Annotated in this window: 12 protein-coding genes and 1 pseudogene; 6 read left to right on the top strand and 7 right to left on the bottom strand. The window is 73.1% G+C overall.

The annotated features are described in order from the left end of the window. Positions 1-210: 210 nt before the first annotated feature. The 4 genes from rpmE to AXF14_RS01090 form a co-directional block, all read right to left on the bottom strand. Positions 211-423: a 50S ribosomal protein L31 gene (rpmE, locus tag AXF14_RS01075; protein WP_067939283.1), complete on the bottom strand. Its 213-nt coding sequence runs from the start codon at positions 421-423 to the stop codon at positions 211-213. Positions 424-725: 302 nt separating this feature from the next. After that, on the bottom strand, positions 726-2,822 hold the full coding sequence (gene rho / locus AXF14_RS01080; protein ID WP_067939288.1) for a transcription termination factor Rho: 2,097 nt from the start codon (positions 2,820-2,822) through the stop codon (positions 726-728). Positions 2,823-3,283: 461 nt separating this feature from the next. Next, on the bottom strand, positions 3,284-4,111 hold the full coding sequence (locus AXF14_RS01085; protein ID WP_084355250.1) for a CE1759 family FMN reductase: 828 nt from the start codon (positions 4,109-4,111) through the stop codon (positions 3,284-3,286). Further along, the gene (locus tag AXF14_RS01090) at positions 4,111-5,292 is read right to left on the bottom strand and encodes a CE1758 family FMN-dependent luciferase-like monooxygenase (protein WP_236755774.1); all 1,182 of its coding nucleotides are present in this window, start codon (positions 5,290-5,292) and stop codon (positions 4,111-4,113) included. Before AXF14_RS01090 ends, AXF14_RS01085 begins: the two co-directional genes overlap by 1 nt. Before the next feature lie 234 nt (positions 5,293-5,526). Between AXF14_RS01090 and AXF14_RS01095 the strand changes: the two genes are divergently transcribed. After that, complete coding sequence (locus tag AXF14_RS01095) at positions 5,527-6,909, top strand: PAS domain-containing protein (RefSeq protein WP_067939292.1); 1,383 nt, start codon at positions 5,527-5,529, stop codon at positions 6,907-6,909. 135 nt (positions 6,910-7,044) lie between these two features. On the opposite strand, the gene thrB is transcribed toward AXF14_RS01095, so the two are convergent. Both thrB and AXF14_RS01105 read right to left on the bottom strand, forming a co-directional pair. Next, the gene (gene thrB / locus AXF14_RS01100; protein WP_067939295.1) at positions 7,045-7,953 is read right to left on the bottom strand and encodes a homoserine kinase; all 909 of its coding nucleotides are present in this window, start codon (positions 7,951-7,953) and stop codon (positions 7,045-7,047) included. A 2-nt stretch (positions 7,954-7,955) separates the two neighbouring features. Beyond that, positions 7,956-9,275, bottom strand: coding sequence for a homoserine dehydrogenase (locus tag AXF14_RS01105; protein ID WP_067939299.1), 1,320 nt, complete (start codon positions 9,273-9,275; stop codon positions 7,956-7,958). A 202-nt stretch (positions 9,276-9,477) separates the two neighbouring features. Here AXF14_RS01105 and AXF14_RS01110 point away from each other — a divergent pair, with 202 nt between their 5' ends. From AXF14_RS01110 to AXF14_RS13820, 5 genes and pseudogenes are all read left to right on the top strand, one after another. After that, entirely contained in the window at positions 9,478-10,083 is a 606-nt protein-coding gene (locus AXF14_RS01110) for an ECF transporter S component (RefSeq protein WP_067939302.1), read from the top strand. After that, complete coding sequence (locus tag AXF14_RS01115) at positions 10,080-11,861, top strand: ABC transporter ATP-binding protein (protein WP_067939305.1); 1,782 nt, start codon at positions 10,080-10,082, stop codon at positions 11,859-11,861. The genes AXF14_RS01110 and AXF14_RS01115 overlap by 4 nt, the downstream gene beginning before the upstream one ends. Continuing rightward, a complete protein-coding gene (locus AXF14_RS01120; protein ID WP_067939308.1) occupies positions 11,858-12,637 on the top strand; it encodes an energy-coupling factor transporter transmembrane component T in 780 nt (259 codons plus the stop codon). Before AXF14_RS01115 ends, AXF14_RS01120 begins: the two co-directional genes overlap by 4 nt. A gap of 46 nt (positions 12,638-12,683) precedes the next feature. After that, positions 12,684-13,457: pseudogene (locus tag AXF14_RS14250) on the top strand (ABC transporter transmembrane domain-containing protein); the annotation flags it as partial. Between the two features lie 397 nt (positions 13,458-13,854). Then, complete coding sequence (locus AXF14_RS13820; protein ID WP_236755795.1) at positions 13,855-14,130, top strand: ATP-binding cassette domain-containing protein; 276 nt, start codon at positions 13,855-13,857, stop codon at positions 14,128-14,130. Here AXF14_RS13820 and AXF14_RS01130 read toward each other — a convergent pair. Beyond that, the gene (locus AXF14_RS01130; protein WP_067943867.1) at positions 14,086-15,060 is read right to left on the bottom strand and encodes an IS481 family transposase; all 975 of its coding nucleotides are present in this window, start codon (positions 15,058-15,060) and stop codon (positions 14,086-14,088) included. The genes AXF14_RS13820 and AXF14_RS01130 overlap by 45 nt on opposite strands. Between the last annotated feature and the right edge of the window lie 37 nt (positions 15,061-15,097).

The raw sequence follows: 15,097 nt of genomic DNA on the forward strand, positions 1-15,097 counted from the left end.
CGGGTGCGTGGGAGGCCGGGAGGGGCCTGCCGCGTCGGCGGGCGCGGCGTCCGACCGAGCTCAGCGCGCGGTGCGACCGAGCTCAGGGGCAGGATGTCCCGATCTGGGGGTCAGGATGTCCCGATCTCGGCGGGGCAGCGGACGGGTGGAGACGCGACGACGCCGACGGCGGCTCCCTGGGGAGCCCTCCGTCGGCGTCGGGCAGGCTGCTTACTTGTTGCGCTTGCCGTAGCGAGCCTCGAAGCGGGCCACGCGGCCACCGGTGTCGAGGATCTTCTGCTTGCCCGTGTAGAACGGGTGGCAGGCCGAGCAGACGTCAACGCGGATCTCACCGGAGGTCTCGGTCGAGCGAGTCTCGAAGGTGTTGCCGCAGGTGCACGTGACCGTGGTGGTCACGTAGTCGGGGTGGATCCCCTGCTTCATGGTGTCTCCTAGCATTCAGAGGGTCCCGGGTCCCACGTGGTCGACGCAGGTGAACCGGATACCAAGGCGCGATGCTACCGGCGCCCCGTCCCGCGGACAACGGGCGGGAGCCTGGCTCCCCCGTGATCCCGGGCACCCGACCACGTCGCGCAGCCGCCTAGGCGGGTGCCAGCGCAAAGGTAGACATCCTCGGCAGACGGTGACGCCGACGGCGTCGACCTCTGCCGAGGATGTCTACCTCTGTGCGGGGTCGGCCCGTCCAGCAGCCGTGGCGCCCGCCTGGGCCGGCGGAGAGCCCGGCGTCAGGCGAGGTTGGCGCCGTCGTCGGCGTCGGCCAGGGAGGTGCCCTCCGGCGTGGTGCGCGAGATCGTCATGAGGAACTCGGCGTTCGACTGAGTCTCCTTGAGCTTGCCGATGACGAGCTCGAGGGCGGCCTGCTGGTCCAGCCCGGCGAAGAGGCGGCGCAGGCGCCACATGATCTTGAGCTGGGCCGGGTTGATGAGGAGCTCCTCGCGGCGCGTGGAGGAGGCCGCGACGTCGACGGCCGGGAAGATGCGCTTCTCGGCGAGCTGGCGCGACAGGCGCAACTCCATGTTTCCGGTGCCCTTGAACTCCTCGAAGATGACCTCGTCCATCTTGGAGCCGGTCTCCACCAGGGCGGTGGCGAGGATCGTGAGGGAGCCGCCGTTCTCGATGTTGCGGGCGGCGCCGAAGAAGCGCTTCGGCGGGTAGAGGGCGCTGGCGTCGACACCACCGGAGAGGATGCGGCCGGATGCCGGGGCGGCGAGGTTGTAGGCGCGCCCGAGGCGGGTGATGGAGTCGAGGAGCACGACGACGTCCTGCCCGAGCTCGACGAGGCGCTTGGCGCGCTCGATGGCGAGCTCAGCGACCGTCGTGTGGTCCGAGGCGGGGCGGTCGAAGGTCGAGGCGATGACCTCGCCCTTGACCGTGCGCTGCATGTCCGTGACCTCCTCGGGGCGCTCGTCGACGAGCACGACCATGAGGTGGGCCTCGGGGTTGTTGACGCTGATGGCGTTGGCGATCTGCTGCAGCACGATCGTCTTGCCGGCCTTCGGCGGCGAGACGATGAGGCCGCGCTGGCCCTTGCCGATGGGGGCGACGAGGTCGATGACGCGGGGCGTGAGGGCCTTGGGCGTCGTCTCGAGGCGCAGCTGCTCCTGCGGGTAGAGCGGTGTGAGCTTGGTGAACTCCGGGCGGCGCTTGGAGCGCTCCGGGTCCATGCCGTTGACGGTCTCGATGGAGACGAGGGGGTTGTACTTCTGGCGGTTCTGCCGGTTCTGGCGACGGCCGGAGCGGCCGCCCTGGTTGCCGCCGGGGTTGGCGGTCTCGCCACCCTCGCGGACCCAGCCGGTGATGGCGTCGCCGGGACGCAGGCCCGCGTCCTTCATCTGCTGGGCGTTGACGTAGACATCCTTGGCACCGGGCAGGTAGCCGGAGGTGCGCAGGTAGGCGTGCTGCTTGTCGGCGACGTCGAGGATGCCGGCGACGGGCAGGAGGACGTCGTCGTCCCGGTTGCCGCGGCCCTGGCCGGAGTCGTTCTGGTCGTTGCCGTTGCTGCCGTTGCCGTTGTTGTTGCGGTCGCGGTCCCGGTCGCGGCGCTTGCGCCCACGACGGCGGCGGCCGCCTCGGCCCTCGTCGGCCCAGGAGTCGGTCTCGGAGTCGCGGTTGGAGCGGTCGTCGTTGCCGTTGTTGCCGTTGCCGTGGTTGCGGTCCCGGTCCCGGTCGCGGCGCTTGCGCTCGGAGGGCTCGACGGCGGCGGTGCCGGTGGCGTCGGCGAGGTCGCGCATGAGGGCGGCCTTGGCGTCGAGGTGGTCCTCGGGCGAGTCGGGGGCCTGGTCGTCGCGGTCGTAGCGCCGGGTGGCGGCTTCTCCGGACTCGGCCTCGGCGCGACGACGGCCGCGTCGCGAGCCCTCGCGCTGGCCGTCGGAGTCCTGGTTGCGCTGGGCGTCCTGGCCGCGCTCGCCGCGCTCACGACGGCTGCGGCGCGAGGAGCGCTCCTCACGGGCGGCGTCGTCGTGGGACTCGGCGCTCCCCTCCTGCCGCTCCTCGCGGGGGGCGGCGTCGGCGCGCTCGGCGTCGTGGTGCTCCGGGGCGCCGGCCTGGGCCGTGGCGCGGCGACGGCGAGAGCGGGGGGCCTCCTGCTGGTCGGCGGAGCGCTCCGCCGCGGTGGCCGCCGCGTCCTGCTGGGCGGGGGCCTCGGACGAGGAGGAGCGGGCTGAGGAGCGCGCGGCGTCGGAGCCCTCGCCGCGGATGGCGGCGACGAGCTCGCTCTTGCGCATCCGGGAGGTGCCCTTGAGGCCCATGGAGGAGGCGAGCTGCTGCAGCTCGGCCAGACGCATGGTGGACAGCGCGGGCTTGTCGCTGGGGGTCTCGGTCACGAGTGTCCTTACGTGTGGGTGCTGCGGTCCGGCTCACGGACGGAGAGGGCGTGCAGCAGGTGGGACTGCCCCGGAGCTGGTCACGGGGAGGAGTCGTACGCCTCCGGACGCTGGGGCGGGGCCGCCGGGAGGGTCCGAGGTGCGAGGCGGTGCGGTGCGATCCGCAGGGCCGTTGCCGACACAGTACCAGCCCCGCGCCCGAACGTTCCCGCACGGTCCGCCACTGTGACCAAGGCCCGACCCCCACGGATCCGCACGGCACCGCACCTGACGGCCCGCGGGGCGCCCTCGGACTCCGCAGGTCCCGCTCGGGCACCGAGCGAACGCCCCGGACGGCACCGCGCACCGGCCGGCCGGGCCCGACGCCGTCGCCCGGCCCCGCGGCGCACGTCGGGCCCGGGGCGGGGTCCCCGTCCCGGGCCCGACGTGCGCCGGTCCGCGGGCGCGCCCGCCCCGCGCGGTCAGTGCCGGCGCTTGAGCAGGTCGCCGAGCGGCGTGAAGTCGCTCATCGCGTCCACCGGCGCCTGGCGGGGGAAGCGCTCGACGTACTGGGCGAGCTCGCCGCCGGCGCGCTCGATGCGCTCGGCGAGCGGTGCCGTGTGCGAGTCGGAGTCCGCCCAGCTCGCTCCGAAGTCCTCGCTGGCGGCGAAGACGGCCAGTGACGTCGGGATCGCCTTGAGGTAGGCGAACAGAGGCCGCATCGCCATCTCCGTGACGAGGCTGTGGCGGGCGGTCCCGGCGGTCGCGCCCATGAGGACGGGCGCGCCGCGAAGGGTCCCGTCGGGCAGGACGTCGATGAAGGACTTGAACAGGCCCGTGTAGGAGGACTGGAAGACCGGGGTGACGGCGATGACGCCGTCGGCCGCGGCGAGGTCGTCGATGACGGCCTGGAGCTCGGGGCTGACGGCGCCGCCGACGCTCGCGGAGGCGATGTCGGTGACGAGGGGACGCAGGGCGATCACCTTGAGGCTGGCGACGCGCGAGTCCTTCTCGAGGGCGGCGCGGGTCGCCTCGCCGAGGCGCTCGGCGAGCATGGCCGAGGTCGATGGCGTGCCGATGCCGGCATGAAGGGCCACCAGGTGGGCGAAGCGGCCCATCTGGGTGTGGTCGTAGGCGTCGACGCTCTCCCCGTACTCCCCCGCGGGGACGTCGGGGCTGCCCGCGGCGACGGCGGTGCCGGGCACGCCCGTGGTGGGCGGCGCGACGGCGTCGGCGCCCGCGGCCTGGAGCTCGGGGTCGAAGTCGGAGATGGCGGACAGGGGGCTGCGCCCGGGCTCGGGGGCGGTCATCAGCGGGCCCTCCTTCCGGTGAGCGGGTCGTAGGACTCGGCGAGGGCGAAGGGCTCCTCGGCCGGCGGCTCGGCGCCGGTGAGGGTCGCGAGGTGGCGCGGGTGGAGCGGGGCGTCCGGGACGCCGTCGGGCCGGGAGCCCTCGAGCTCGGCGCGCAGCGCCGGGACGACGACGGTGCCGAGAAGCTCGAGCTGGCGCATGACCTCGGCGTGCGGGACGCCGCCCATGTCGATGACGAAGGCCTGGCGCTGGTAGTCGCCGACGACGCGGCGGTACCTCAGGTACTTCTCAATAACCTGCTCCGGGGCGCCCACCGTGAGCGGGGTGTGCTGCGTCATCTCCTCCAGGGAGGCACCCTGGTAGACGTAGGTGTTGCGGAAGTAGGGCTCATAGCGGTCGATCGCCTCGCGCTCGGAGGAGGCCATGAAGACCTGTCCGCCCAGGCCGACGAAGGCCTCCTCGGCGCGGCCGTGGCCGTAGTGCTCAAAGCGCTGGCGGTAGAGGTCCGTCATGCGCTTGACGTGGTCGGCGGGCCAGAAGATGTTGTTGTGGAAGAAGCCGTCGCCGTAGTACGCGGCCTGCTCGGCGATCTGGGGGCTGCGGATGGAGCCGTGCCAGACGAAGGGGGCGACGCCGTCCAGCGGGCGGGGCATCGAGGTGAAGTCGGTGAGCGGGGTGCGGAACTCCCCGGACCAGTCGACGTTGGTCTCGGTCCACAGGGTGCGCAGGAGGTCGTAGTTCTCGACGGCGAGCTCGATGCCCTTGCGGACGTCCTTGCCGAACCAGGGGTAGACGGGGCCGGTGTTGCCGCGGCCCATCATGAGGTCAAGGCGGCCGTCGGAGACGTGCTGCAGGTAGGCGTACTCCTCGGCGAGGCGCACCGGGTCGTTGGTCGTGATGAGGGTGGTGGCCGTGGACAGGAGGAGCCGGTCCGTGCGGGCGGCGATGTTGCTGAGCAGCGAGATGGGGCTGGAGGGTGCGAAGGGCGGGTTGTGGTGCTCCCCGGTCGCGAAGAAGTCGAGGCCGAGATCCTCGGCGGCGACGGCCATCTCGATGGTGTTCTTGATGCGCTGGTGCTCGCTCGGCGGCTTGCCGGTGGCGGGGTCGGCGGTGATGTCGCCGACCGTGAAGATGCCGAAGTGCATCTTGTGGCGCTCAGGGGTGGTGACGGCGGTGCTCATAGGGGGCCTTTCTCGGTGCTGGCCCTACTGTACGTCTCAACTGATTGAGTGTTGAACTATTCCGGCGAGAGCCGCACCACACCCCCGCTTCCCCGGACGGCGCCACCGGCGGCCCCGACCAAGGTCGCGATCCGGTCAACCACCCGCCGCTTCACCCGGGTCCACCCGCCCTCCGTCACTAGGCTGGCTCAGGCCAGGAGCTGAAGATCGCCACCAGAAGCCCCAGTAGGAACCATGGCCCCCACCGCACCCAAGCCCGCGCCCAGCGGCGCCGTCCACGAGGTCGGCGTCGACGAGCTCTTCTTCTCGACGACGGACGCGCGCGGCGTCATCGAGCGCTCCAACGACGTCTTCGTGCGCCTGTCCCACTACGGGCGCGAGCAGCTCGGCGGGGCGCCGCACAACATCATCCGGCACCCCGAGATGCCCGGCGGCGCCTTCCGGGCCATGTGGGACACCCTCGAGGCCGGGTTCCCCTTCGCCGCCTACGTCCGCAACCTCGCGGCGAACGGCTCCGAGTACGACGTCCTCGCCACCGTCACGCCCCTGCCCGGGGGCGGTTACCTCTCGGTGCGCACGCGTCCCGTCGTCGAGGAGCTCTACGCCACGGCGACCGCCGTCTACGCCGACGCCCGCGCGCTCGAGGACGAGCGGCTCGCAGCAGGCGTCAACCGGCGCGACGCCGCCCTCGACGGCGCCGGCCGGATCCTCGAGCTCCTCGCCGGCGAGGGCCTCGAGGACTACGAGTCCTTCCAGAACACGGTCCTGCCCGCCGAGGTCTCCCGCCGCGAGGAGCTGAGCGCCGGCTTCCCCGCCCGCCCCGGCGCGACCGGGCCGCTGGCCGACCGTCTCGCCGCCGTCACCGCCGTGTCCCGCGCACTCGAGGCGCGCATGGCGCAGCAGGACGAGCTCTCCGGCCTCGCCCACGACCTGCGCCGCGCGAGCCGCCGCCTCGCCCGTGCCGTCGAGGACCCCGCGCTCACGGCCGGGGCCGTCGCCGCGCTGGACCGCACGGACGCCCGTGGGGCGCCGCTCAGCCAGCTGCTCGACCTGTGGCTCCAGATGCAGCCCATCGTGCGCACCAACGTCGAGCGGCTCCAGGGCGCACTGGCCGAGCTCGAGCGCAACGTCGGGCGCACCCGCTTCCGCGTCGCGCTCGCCCGCCTGCACACGACGATGACCGCCACGTTCCTCGTCGAGATCCTCGACGACGGCGCGGGCGCGTCGCCGCAGGAGGCCCGCGAGGCCCTCGAGGACGTCGACCTCCTCACCGGCGCGCTCGACGACGGCGTGGTGCGCCTGGGCGAGCAGGCCCGCGAGCACGCGCGCATCGCCGCGCTCACGGCGACGACGATCCAGGAGACGCGGCGCGTCCTGGAGATCCCGCGCCAGCTCCTCGCGCTGTGGACCGCCGGCGGCGGCTCCGGCGCCCCCGGGCTCCCCGAGCCGGCGGTCGCGCTCTCCCGCGCGGCCGAGCGCGCCGTCTCCTCGACCGACGAGCTCCTCGAGCACCTCACCGCCCTCGCCGAGCAGTGCCGGTCCGTCGACGTCGCCTCCGACGAGGCGGGGCTGCGCGAGTCGCTCCTCGAGCTGCGCGGCAAGCCGGCGGCGGCCTGACGCCGGAGGCCCGAAGCCCGTCGCGGGCCACGAACGCACGGACGCCCCACCGGTCGACGGACCGTTGGGGCGTCCCGCGTGAGGATGCGCGCTCTCGCGCGCCCGGCCCGGGGCCGGGGCCGGGGCCTGCGCCCCTCAGGAGGCCTCGACGAGCCGGGCGCCCGCGAGGTCGATCCCGGGGCGCAGGACTGTCCAGCCGTGGCGCTCCAGGGTGAAGCGCGTCTGCTCGGACACCGCCGCGAGGACGAGGACGGTCGGGCCGGCGCCGGAGATGACGGCGGGGTAACCCTGCTCGCGCAAGGAGTCCATGACGGCCATCGAGTCCGGCAGGACGCCGCGGCGGTACTCCTGGTGGAGACGGTCCTCCGTGCCGGCCATGAGCAGGTCCGGACGGCCGTGCAGCGCCAGCATGAGGACGGCGGCGCGGGAGGTGTTGAACAGGGCGTCGGCGCGCGGGACGTCGTCCGGGAGGACCTTGCGGGCCTCCAGGGTGGACAGGCGCGTCGTCGACGGCGGGACGAGGAGGCTCACCGGCAGGTTGCCGTCCACGGGCATCGGCGCGCAGTGCGGCGTGCCGTCGGCGTCGGTCCAGGCGACCGTCGCACCGCCGTAGACGGCGGGGGCGACGTTGTCCGGGTGCCCCTCGAACTCGGTGGCGAGGCGGAAGAGGATCGCGTCGTCGAGGGCCTCGGGCTCGTCGATGAGGCCCCGGGCCAGGAGGAGGCCTGAGACGGCGGCCGACGCGGAGGAGCCCATGCCGCCGCCGTGCGGGATCCGGTTGAGGCAGTGCATCTCGAGGCCAGCCTGCGGGGCGCCGACGGCGTCGAGGCCGGCGCGCAGCGCCTTGACGACGAGGTTGCGGTCGTCGGTGGGGACGCGCCCCTCCCCCACGCCCTCGACGGAGACGCGGGTGGCGCCGGCGACGGCGCGGACGGTGACCTCGTCGTAGTAGCGGAAGGCCATGCCGAAGGAGTCGAAGCCCGGCCCCATGTTGGCGGTCGTCGCGGGGACGCGGACCGCGGCGGCGTCGTGGACGAGGCGCACGCTCACTCCCCCTCGACCTTCTGGATGGACAGGACGTCCAGGACGCGGTCCTCGCCGCGCAGGGCGTCGACGGCGGTGTCGAGGTGGAAGACGCTCGCCGGGTGGGTGACGATCGTGACGGTCGCCTCCGCGGCGCCCACGTACGCGGACTGGCGCACGGAGTCGATGGAGACGCCGTTCTCGGCGAAGACGCCGGCCACGGTGGCGAGCGAGCCGGGCTGGTCGTCGACGCGCAGCTGAACCTGGTAGCGGGTGATCGCCGACTCGGGGCCGAGGACGGGCAGGTCCGCGTAGGAGGACTCGCGGGGCGCCTGACCGCCGTTGACGCGGTGCGCGGCGGCGGCGACGACGTCGGAGAGGACGGCGGAGGCGGTGGGGGCGCCGCCGGCGCCCTGGCCGTAGAACATGAGGCGGCCGGCGGACTCGGCCTCGATGAGGACGGCGTTGAAGGCACCGTGCACGGAGGCGAGCGGGTGGTGCGCCGGGACGAGTGCGGGGTGGACGCGCACGGAGATGCCGCGGGCGTGGTCGTCCTCGCGGCGCTGGGCGATGGCGAGGACCTTGATCTCGCAGCCCGAGGCGTGGGCCTCGCGGATGTCCTCGGCCGTGATGGAGCGGATCCCCTCGACGGTGACGTCGTCGAGGCCGACCCGGGTGTGGAAGGCGAGCGAGGCGATGATGGCGCACTTGGCGGCGGCGTCGAGCCCGTCGACGTCGGCGGTGGGATCGGCCTCGGCGTAGCCGAGCTCCTGGGCGGTGGCGAGGGCCTCGTCGAAGGACAGGCCCTTCGTGCTCATCTCGTCGAGGATGTAGTTGGTCGTGCCGTTGACGATGCCGAGGACGCTGGTGACGCGGTCGCCGGCCATGGACTCGCGCAGCGCGTAGACGACGGGGATGGCGCCGGCGACGGCGGCCTCGTAGTAGAAGTCGACGTCGGCGGCGGCCGCTGCGGCGTAGAGCTCGGGGCCGTGGGCGGCGATGAGGGCCTTGTTGCCGGTGATGACGCTGGCGCCGGCCTTGAAAGCGGCGAGGATGAGGGTGCGGGCGGGCTCGATGCCGCCGATGAGCTCGATGACGAGGTCGTTGGACGTGGCGACGGCGGTGGCGTCGTCGGTGAGGAGCTCGCGCGGGACGGACTCGTCGCGGGGTGCGGCCACGTTGCGCACGGCGACGCCGGTGATCGCCAGGCGGGCGCCGGAGCGGGCGGTGAACTCCTCGGACTGCTCGAGGAGGAGGCGGATGACCTGGGTGCCGACGGTGCCAGCGCCGAGGACGCCGACTTTGAGGGCCGGGCGGGCTGTCACGGAGTTCTGCGGGCTCATCTGGTCACCTTCGCGCGCTTGGCCCCGACGGGGCGTCCTGCCGCGCCGGACGAGCGCCCGACGCACGAGCCCCAGCATAGGGCGCCTCCGCCCAGCGCCTGCCGCGCACCCCGGTTGACATTACTGAGAACTGTTCTTATCTTAGGCTTGCCTTACCTTCATCATCATGAACTCTTTCTCTTATACGAATACGAGTTGAATCATGACCACACCATCACAGCAGGCACCGACGACCCCGATCGTCCACCAGTCCTCCCGTAGCGGACTGCGCGACTCAGTCCTCGGCACGCGCAACCTCATGACCGTCGCGGCCCTGGCGGTCGTCGGCTCGGTGATCGTCGTCCCCCTCACCTACCTGACCGCCGTCGTGGCCACCAGCCCGCACGGCATCCTCGTCATGTGCGCCCTCATGGGCGCCTGGATGGTGCCCTACCTCCTGCCGGGCGTCATCATCAACAAGCCCGGGGCCTTCGCGGTCGCCGGTCTCATCATGGGGATCGTCCTCGCCTTCCTCACGCCGCAGGGCCCGGCCGCCATCCTCGGCAGCCTCATCGGGGCCGCCTTCGTCGGAGTCCCCGTCGCGCTCACGCTCTACCGGCACTGGACCTGGCCGGTATTCATGGCCTCCGGCATCGTGTTCGGCGGGCTCAACGCGGCCCTGTACGCCACCGCCTACCAGGTGGCCATGACCCCCGGGGAGACGGTCCTCGGAATCGTCCTGGCCGTGCTGTCCTGCTGGGTCGCCGTGGGCGCGTGCCTCCTGATGAGGCGCACGCTCGCCCGCTCAGGGCTCGGCGTCGCGCGATGAGCATTCGCCCCGTCACCGCTCAGGCCCCCGACGACCGCCGCCCGGCACCACCGCGCCCGGTGGCCGCCATGAGGGAGGCGGCCGTGCGGTACGAGGCCGGCGGCGGCTGGGTCACCCAGGGGATCACCCTCGACCTCCTCGCCGGCACGACAACGCTCCTCACGGGCCCCTCCGGGTGCGGGAAGTCCACCGTCACCCGCCTCCTCCCGGGCCTCGTCCCCCACTGCATCCCCTCCGTCTACCGGGGCTCGGTCCAGGTCGAGGGCGAGGAGGTCGCCGACGCCGAGGTGGCGCACCTGGCGGGCAGCGTCGCCGTCGTCATGCAGGACCCGGACGCCCAGGTGGTCACCACCCGGGTGATGGACGAGGTCTGCTACGCGCTGGAGAACCTCCGGGTGCCCGCCGCCGAGACGGAGGCGAGGGCCCGACGGGCCCTGCGCGCTGTCGGGCTCGACTGGGCTCCCGACCGCAGCCCCTGGGAGCTCTCGGGAGGGCAGCGCCAGCGCCTCGTCCTCGCCTGCGCGCTCGCCCAGGGGCCGGCGCTCCTCGTCCTCGACGAGCCGACCGCGAACCTCGATCCGGCGTCGACCGCGGCCTTCTACGGGCTCCTCCCGGAGGTACGTGCCACCGGCGCGGCCGTCCTCGTCGTCGAGCACGATCTCGACGACGTCGTCGAGCACGTGGACCGCGTCATCGCCCTGGGAGCCGACGGCGACGTCCTCGCCTCGGGACCGACGCGAGAGGTCCTCGGAGAGCACGGCAGGGAGCTCGCCCGCGCGGGCGTCCGCCTCCCCTCGGCCACGCGACTCGCCCACCTCCTGGAGGACGCCGGTCAGACGCCTCTCGGCACGCGTCCCGTCCCCCTCACCCTCGCGGAGGGCGCGGAGCTCCTGTCCGCAACGCCCCTCCCAGCACCCAGGGGCGCCGACCGCGTCGGAGCCCCCACCGGTCGCGCCGCCGCTGCCACCGGAGCGCTCACCCGGCCGGCGTTGGAGGTCAACGGCCTGCACGTCCCGCGAGGCGGGCGCCGTCGACGTCGCCCGGTCCTGACCGGGGTCGACCTCGAGGTACCCGCCGGACAGGTGCTGGCCCTCGTCGGCGCGAACGGCTCGGGCAAGACCACGCTCCTGCGGGCGCTGGCCGGGCTCGAGCGCTGGACGGCCGGATCCGTCCGGGTCTCGGGCCGGCCGAGGCGCCCCGGGGTGACCGGGCCGGAGCTCACCCTCGTGCCCCAGAACCCGGAGCACCAGTTCCTCGAGCGCACCGTCCACGACGAGCTCGCGCACGGGCTGCGCCTGGCCGGAGGGACCGAGGACGAGATCGAGCGCTCGGTCTCAGCCCGTCTGAGCCGCTTCGCGCTGGAGCGGCACTCGGGCACCAGTCCCTTCCTGCTGTCAGGAGGGCAGCAGCGGCGTCTGTCGGTGGCCTCGGTGCTGGGGCGCCACCGGGAGGTCATCTGCCTGGACGAGCCGACCTTCGGCCAGGACCGGCGCAGCTGCGAGGCCCTCATGGAGCTGATCCACGAGGTCGCCGCCAGAGGCACCGCCATCGTCCTGTCCACCCACGACATGGAGCTCGTCGCCGAGCACGCCGACCTCGTCGCCGTCCTGGCCCACGGCTCGGTCCTGGTGCAGGGCCGCCCCCGGGACGTCCTCACCGACCTCGCGGTCCTCACGGACGCCGGCCTGAGCGCCCCGCCCCTGACACGGATGCGCGCCCGCGCCGTCGCCCAGGGCGCCGTGCTGCCCGACCTGACCCGGTGGGAGGACCTCTCATGACGCCCCGTCGCGGAGCAGGAGCGCTCGACCCGCTGTCCCCCTTCACCGCCGTCCTGCCCGTCCTCGTCGTCGTGGCGCTGTCCCCGGGCCACGAGACGCCCGCCCTCGTGCTGATCACCGCCCTCGCCCTGCTGGTCCTGGCGGACCCCCGCCGCGGCCCGGTCATCGCGCTCACCATCGCGGCGGTCTCGTGCGTCGTGGGGGCCTCGCTCTCAGCGAGCGCCCCCGTGGAGCGGGTCGGAGCCTCACCCGTCGTCCTCAGCGTGGGCAGCCTCGAGATCCAGCACCTCCAGGCGCTCGCCGGGCTGCGGCTCGGCACCAAGCTGGGCGCCTTCCTCTCCCTGTGCACCCTCACGGGGCTGCTGGCCCGCCCCGAGGACCTCCTGCGCGCCCTCGTGACGCACCTGCACGTCCCCTACCGGCTCGCCTACGCGGGAGTCGCCGCGGTGGGCTTCCGCGTCCGGCTCGCCACCGAGTACCGCGTGGTCCGGGAGGCGCACGCGCTCCGGGGCACCCGCGCACCGCTGCCCGCCCTCCGACCTCTCGTGAGGGCCTGGACCGCGGCGCCGACCCTCACCGCCGGGGCCGTGCGCCACGCCGAGCGCGTCGCCACGTCGATGGACGCCCGCGGCTTCGGCGCCTACCCGGACCGGACCGAGCGGACACGAGCGACGTGGAGACCGCGCGACACCGTCGTCGTCCTGGCGGGCTGGGCCCTCGCAGCGGTCCTCGCCACCGGCCTCAGCCGGCACGGAGTCGCCCTCCGCAACCTCTGACCCCCATCGTCCCGCCCCTGACCGGGCCCGTCCCAAGGAGAACCCCATGCCCTCGGTCCCGACCACCACCGTCGACGACGTCCAGGGGCCGGCGACCGCCCCGGACCGGCCGCCGGCCCACTCGACGTCCGCGTCAGGCCTGCGCGACGTCCTGGCCCCTGTCACCGGCGCGATCTGCCTGACGGTGGTCGGGGGCGTCGCGGCCTCAGCCTTCTCCCTCCTGCCGCCCGTCGCCGTCGCGCACCTGGCAGAGCTCGCCGTCACCGGCGACCTCACGCCCCGCAGCGCCTGGCCCTGGCTGCTCGCCGTCGCCATCGGTCTCACGCTCGGGCACCTCATCGGCATCTGGTCGACGAGCTGGGCCCATGACGTCGAGGACGTCTTCAGGACCGGGTTACGGCGTCGGATCGTCCGGCACCTCTCGCACCTTCCCCTGGGGTGGCACACGAACGAGTCCTCAGGACGCACAAAGGTCCTCATCACCGAGGACACGACGGCGATCCACTCCCTGGTCGCGCACCTCGGCACGGACCTCGGGACCACGCTCGGCGGGCTCATCCTCGGATTCGCCTACCTCTTCACCTGCTCCTGGCAGCTCGCCACCGTGCTCCTCCTGTGGATGGCCCTCATCATCATCGGCTGCGCGACCGCCATGTCCGTCGCCCAGGGCACCGTCAACGAGGACTACCTCGACGGGGTCAAGAAGGTCGGAGCGTCCACCGTCGAGATGGTGGACGGCATCGCGACCGTCAAGGCCTTCGGCATGTCCGGGTCCGCCTTCCGCCGCTTCGACGACGCCCTCGACCAGTACACGGACGCCGCCTACAGGTACATGAAGGGCCCGGGCCGCCCGATGGCGCTGCTGAGCACGCTCGTCTCACCAGCGGGGATGCTCCTGCCCGTCCTCCTGGCGGGGGCGTGGCTGACCGGGCTGGGCGTCATCAGACCCGTGGACCTCCTGCCCTTCCTGCTCGTGGGCGTCGGGATCCCCAGCGGTCTGCTCAACCTGGTCCCGCTCGTCAACCTCCTGACCCTCGGGGCGGAGTCCGCCGGTCGCCTGGGCGAGCTCCTCAGCGAGCCCGTCCTGGCAGAGCCCACCCCACCCCGTCCCCGTGCACGAGGACGCCCGGGGCGGGGTGGGCGTCGAGCTCGACCACGTCTCCTTCCGCTACGGCGCACGCACCGGGACCACTCCCCTTCCCCTCGCCGTCGACGACGTGAGCCTCGTCCTGGAGCCGGGCACGGTCACGGCCGTCGTCGGCCCCTCCGGCTCCGGCAAGAGCACGCTCGTGCGGCTCATCGCCCGCTTCTGGGACGTCGAGTCGGGCGCCGTCCGGGTGGGAGGAACGGACGTCCGCGACGCCACCAGCGCCGACCTCCTCTCCCACCTGGGACTCGTGCTCCAGGACGGAGGGGTCATCACCGACACCGTCCGCGCGAACATCGCGCTAGGTGTTCTGTCCACGGAGGTTAGGTGCGAGGTCGGCGGGTGAGTGTCCTTTGAGGGCGGTGTGTGGGCGGTGGTGATTGTAGGTGTGGAGCCACTGGGGGAAGGCGGCGGCTCGTTCGTCCTCGCTGGCGTAGGGGCGCGCGTAGGCCCACTCCTGGACCAGGGTGCGGTTGAAGCGCTCGACCTTGCCGTTGGTCTGGGGCCGGTAGGGGCGTGTGCGTGAGTGCTTGATGTCTCCCAGCGCGTCGTTGAAGACCGCTGAGCGGTAGCAGTTGCCGTTGTCGGTCAGCACCCGCTTGACGGTGATCCCGGCCGACTGGAAGTAGTCGTTGGCGCGCGCCCAGAACGCGGCCGCGGTCTCCTTGCGCTCGTCCTCGAGCAGCTCGCAGTAGGCCAGGCGGGTGTGGTCGTCGACGGCGTTGTGGATGAACCAGTAGCCGTGCTTGAGGCCCTTCCTGTTGCGCACGCCCTGGGCGCGGCCGGTGAAGCGGTGTCCTCCGCCGGGTGGGATGCGTCCGAGCTTCTTGACGTCGACGTGGACCAGGTCCCCGGGCAAGGGGTGCTCGTAGCGTCTGGGCCGGCTGCGGTGGGCTCTCAGGGGCGCCCCGGTGGTGGGGTCGGTGTAGGACAGGGGCACGCAGTGGTAGCGGGACAGGATCTTGTGGACCGTTGAGGGGTGCATGCCCAGGTGGTAGGCGATGCGTGCTGGCCCCCACCGGCGGGTGACTCTCAGGGCGATGACGCGTCGCTCGGTCCTCCTGGGGGTCTGGGTCGGGCTGTGGTGGGGGCGGCTGGAGCGGTCGGTCATGGCGGTGGTGCCGCCGGTGCGGTAGCGGGTGGCCCAGCGTCGGGCGGTGGTGGGTGAGCAGCCCATGCGTTCGGCGGCCCTGGCCGGGGGCCATCCCTTCTCGACGATGAGTCGGGCCAGGCGCAGCCGACCCGTTGGGGTCAAAGAAGCGTTAGCGTGGGTCATGAAGGCCTTCATTGGTTGGGGAGTGGATGCTTGGTCG

The organism is Actinomyces radicidentis (assembly GCF_001553565.1).
GTDB classification, from domain to species: domain Bacteria; phylum Actinomycetota; class Actinomycetes; order Actinomycetales; family Actinomycetaceae; genus Actinomyces; species Actinomyces radicidentis.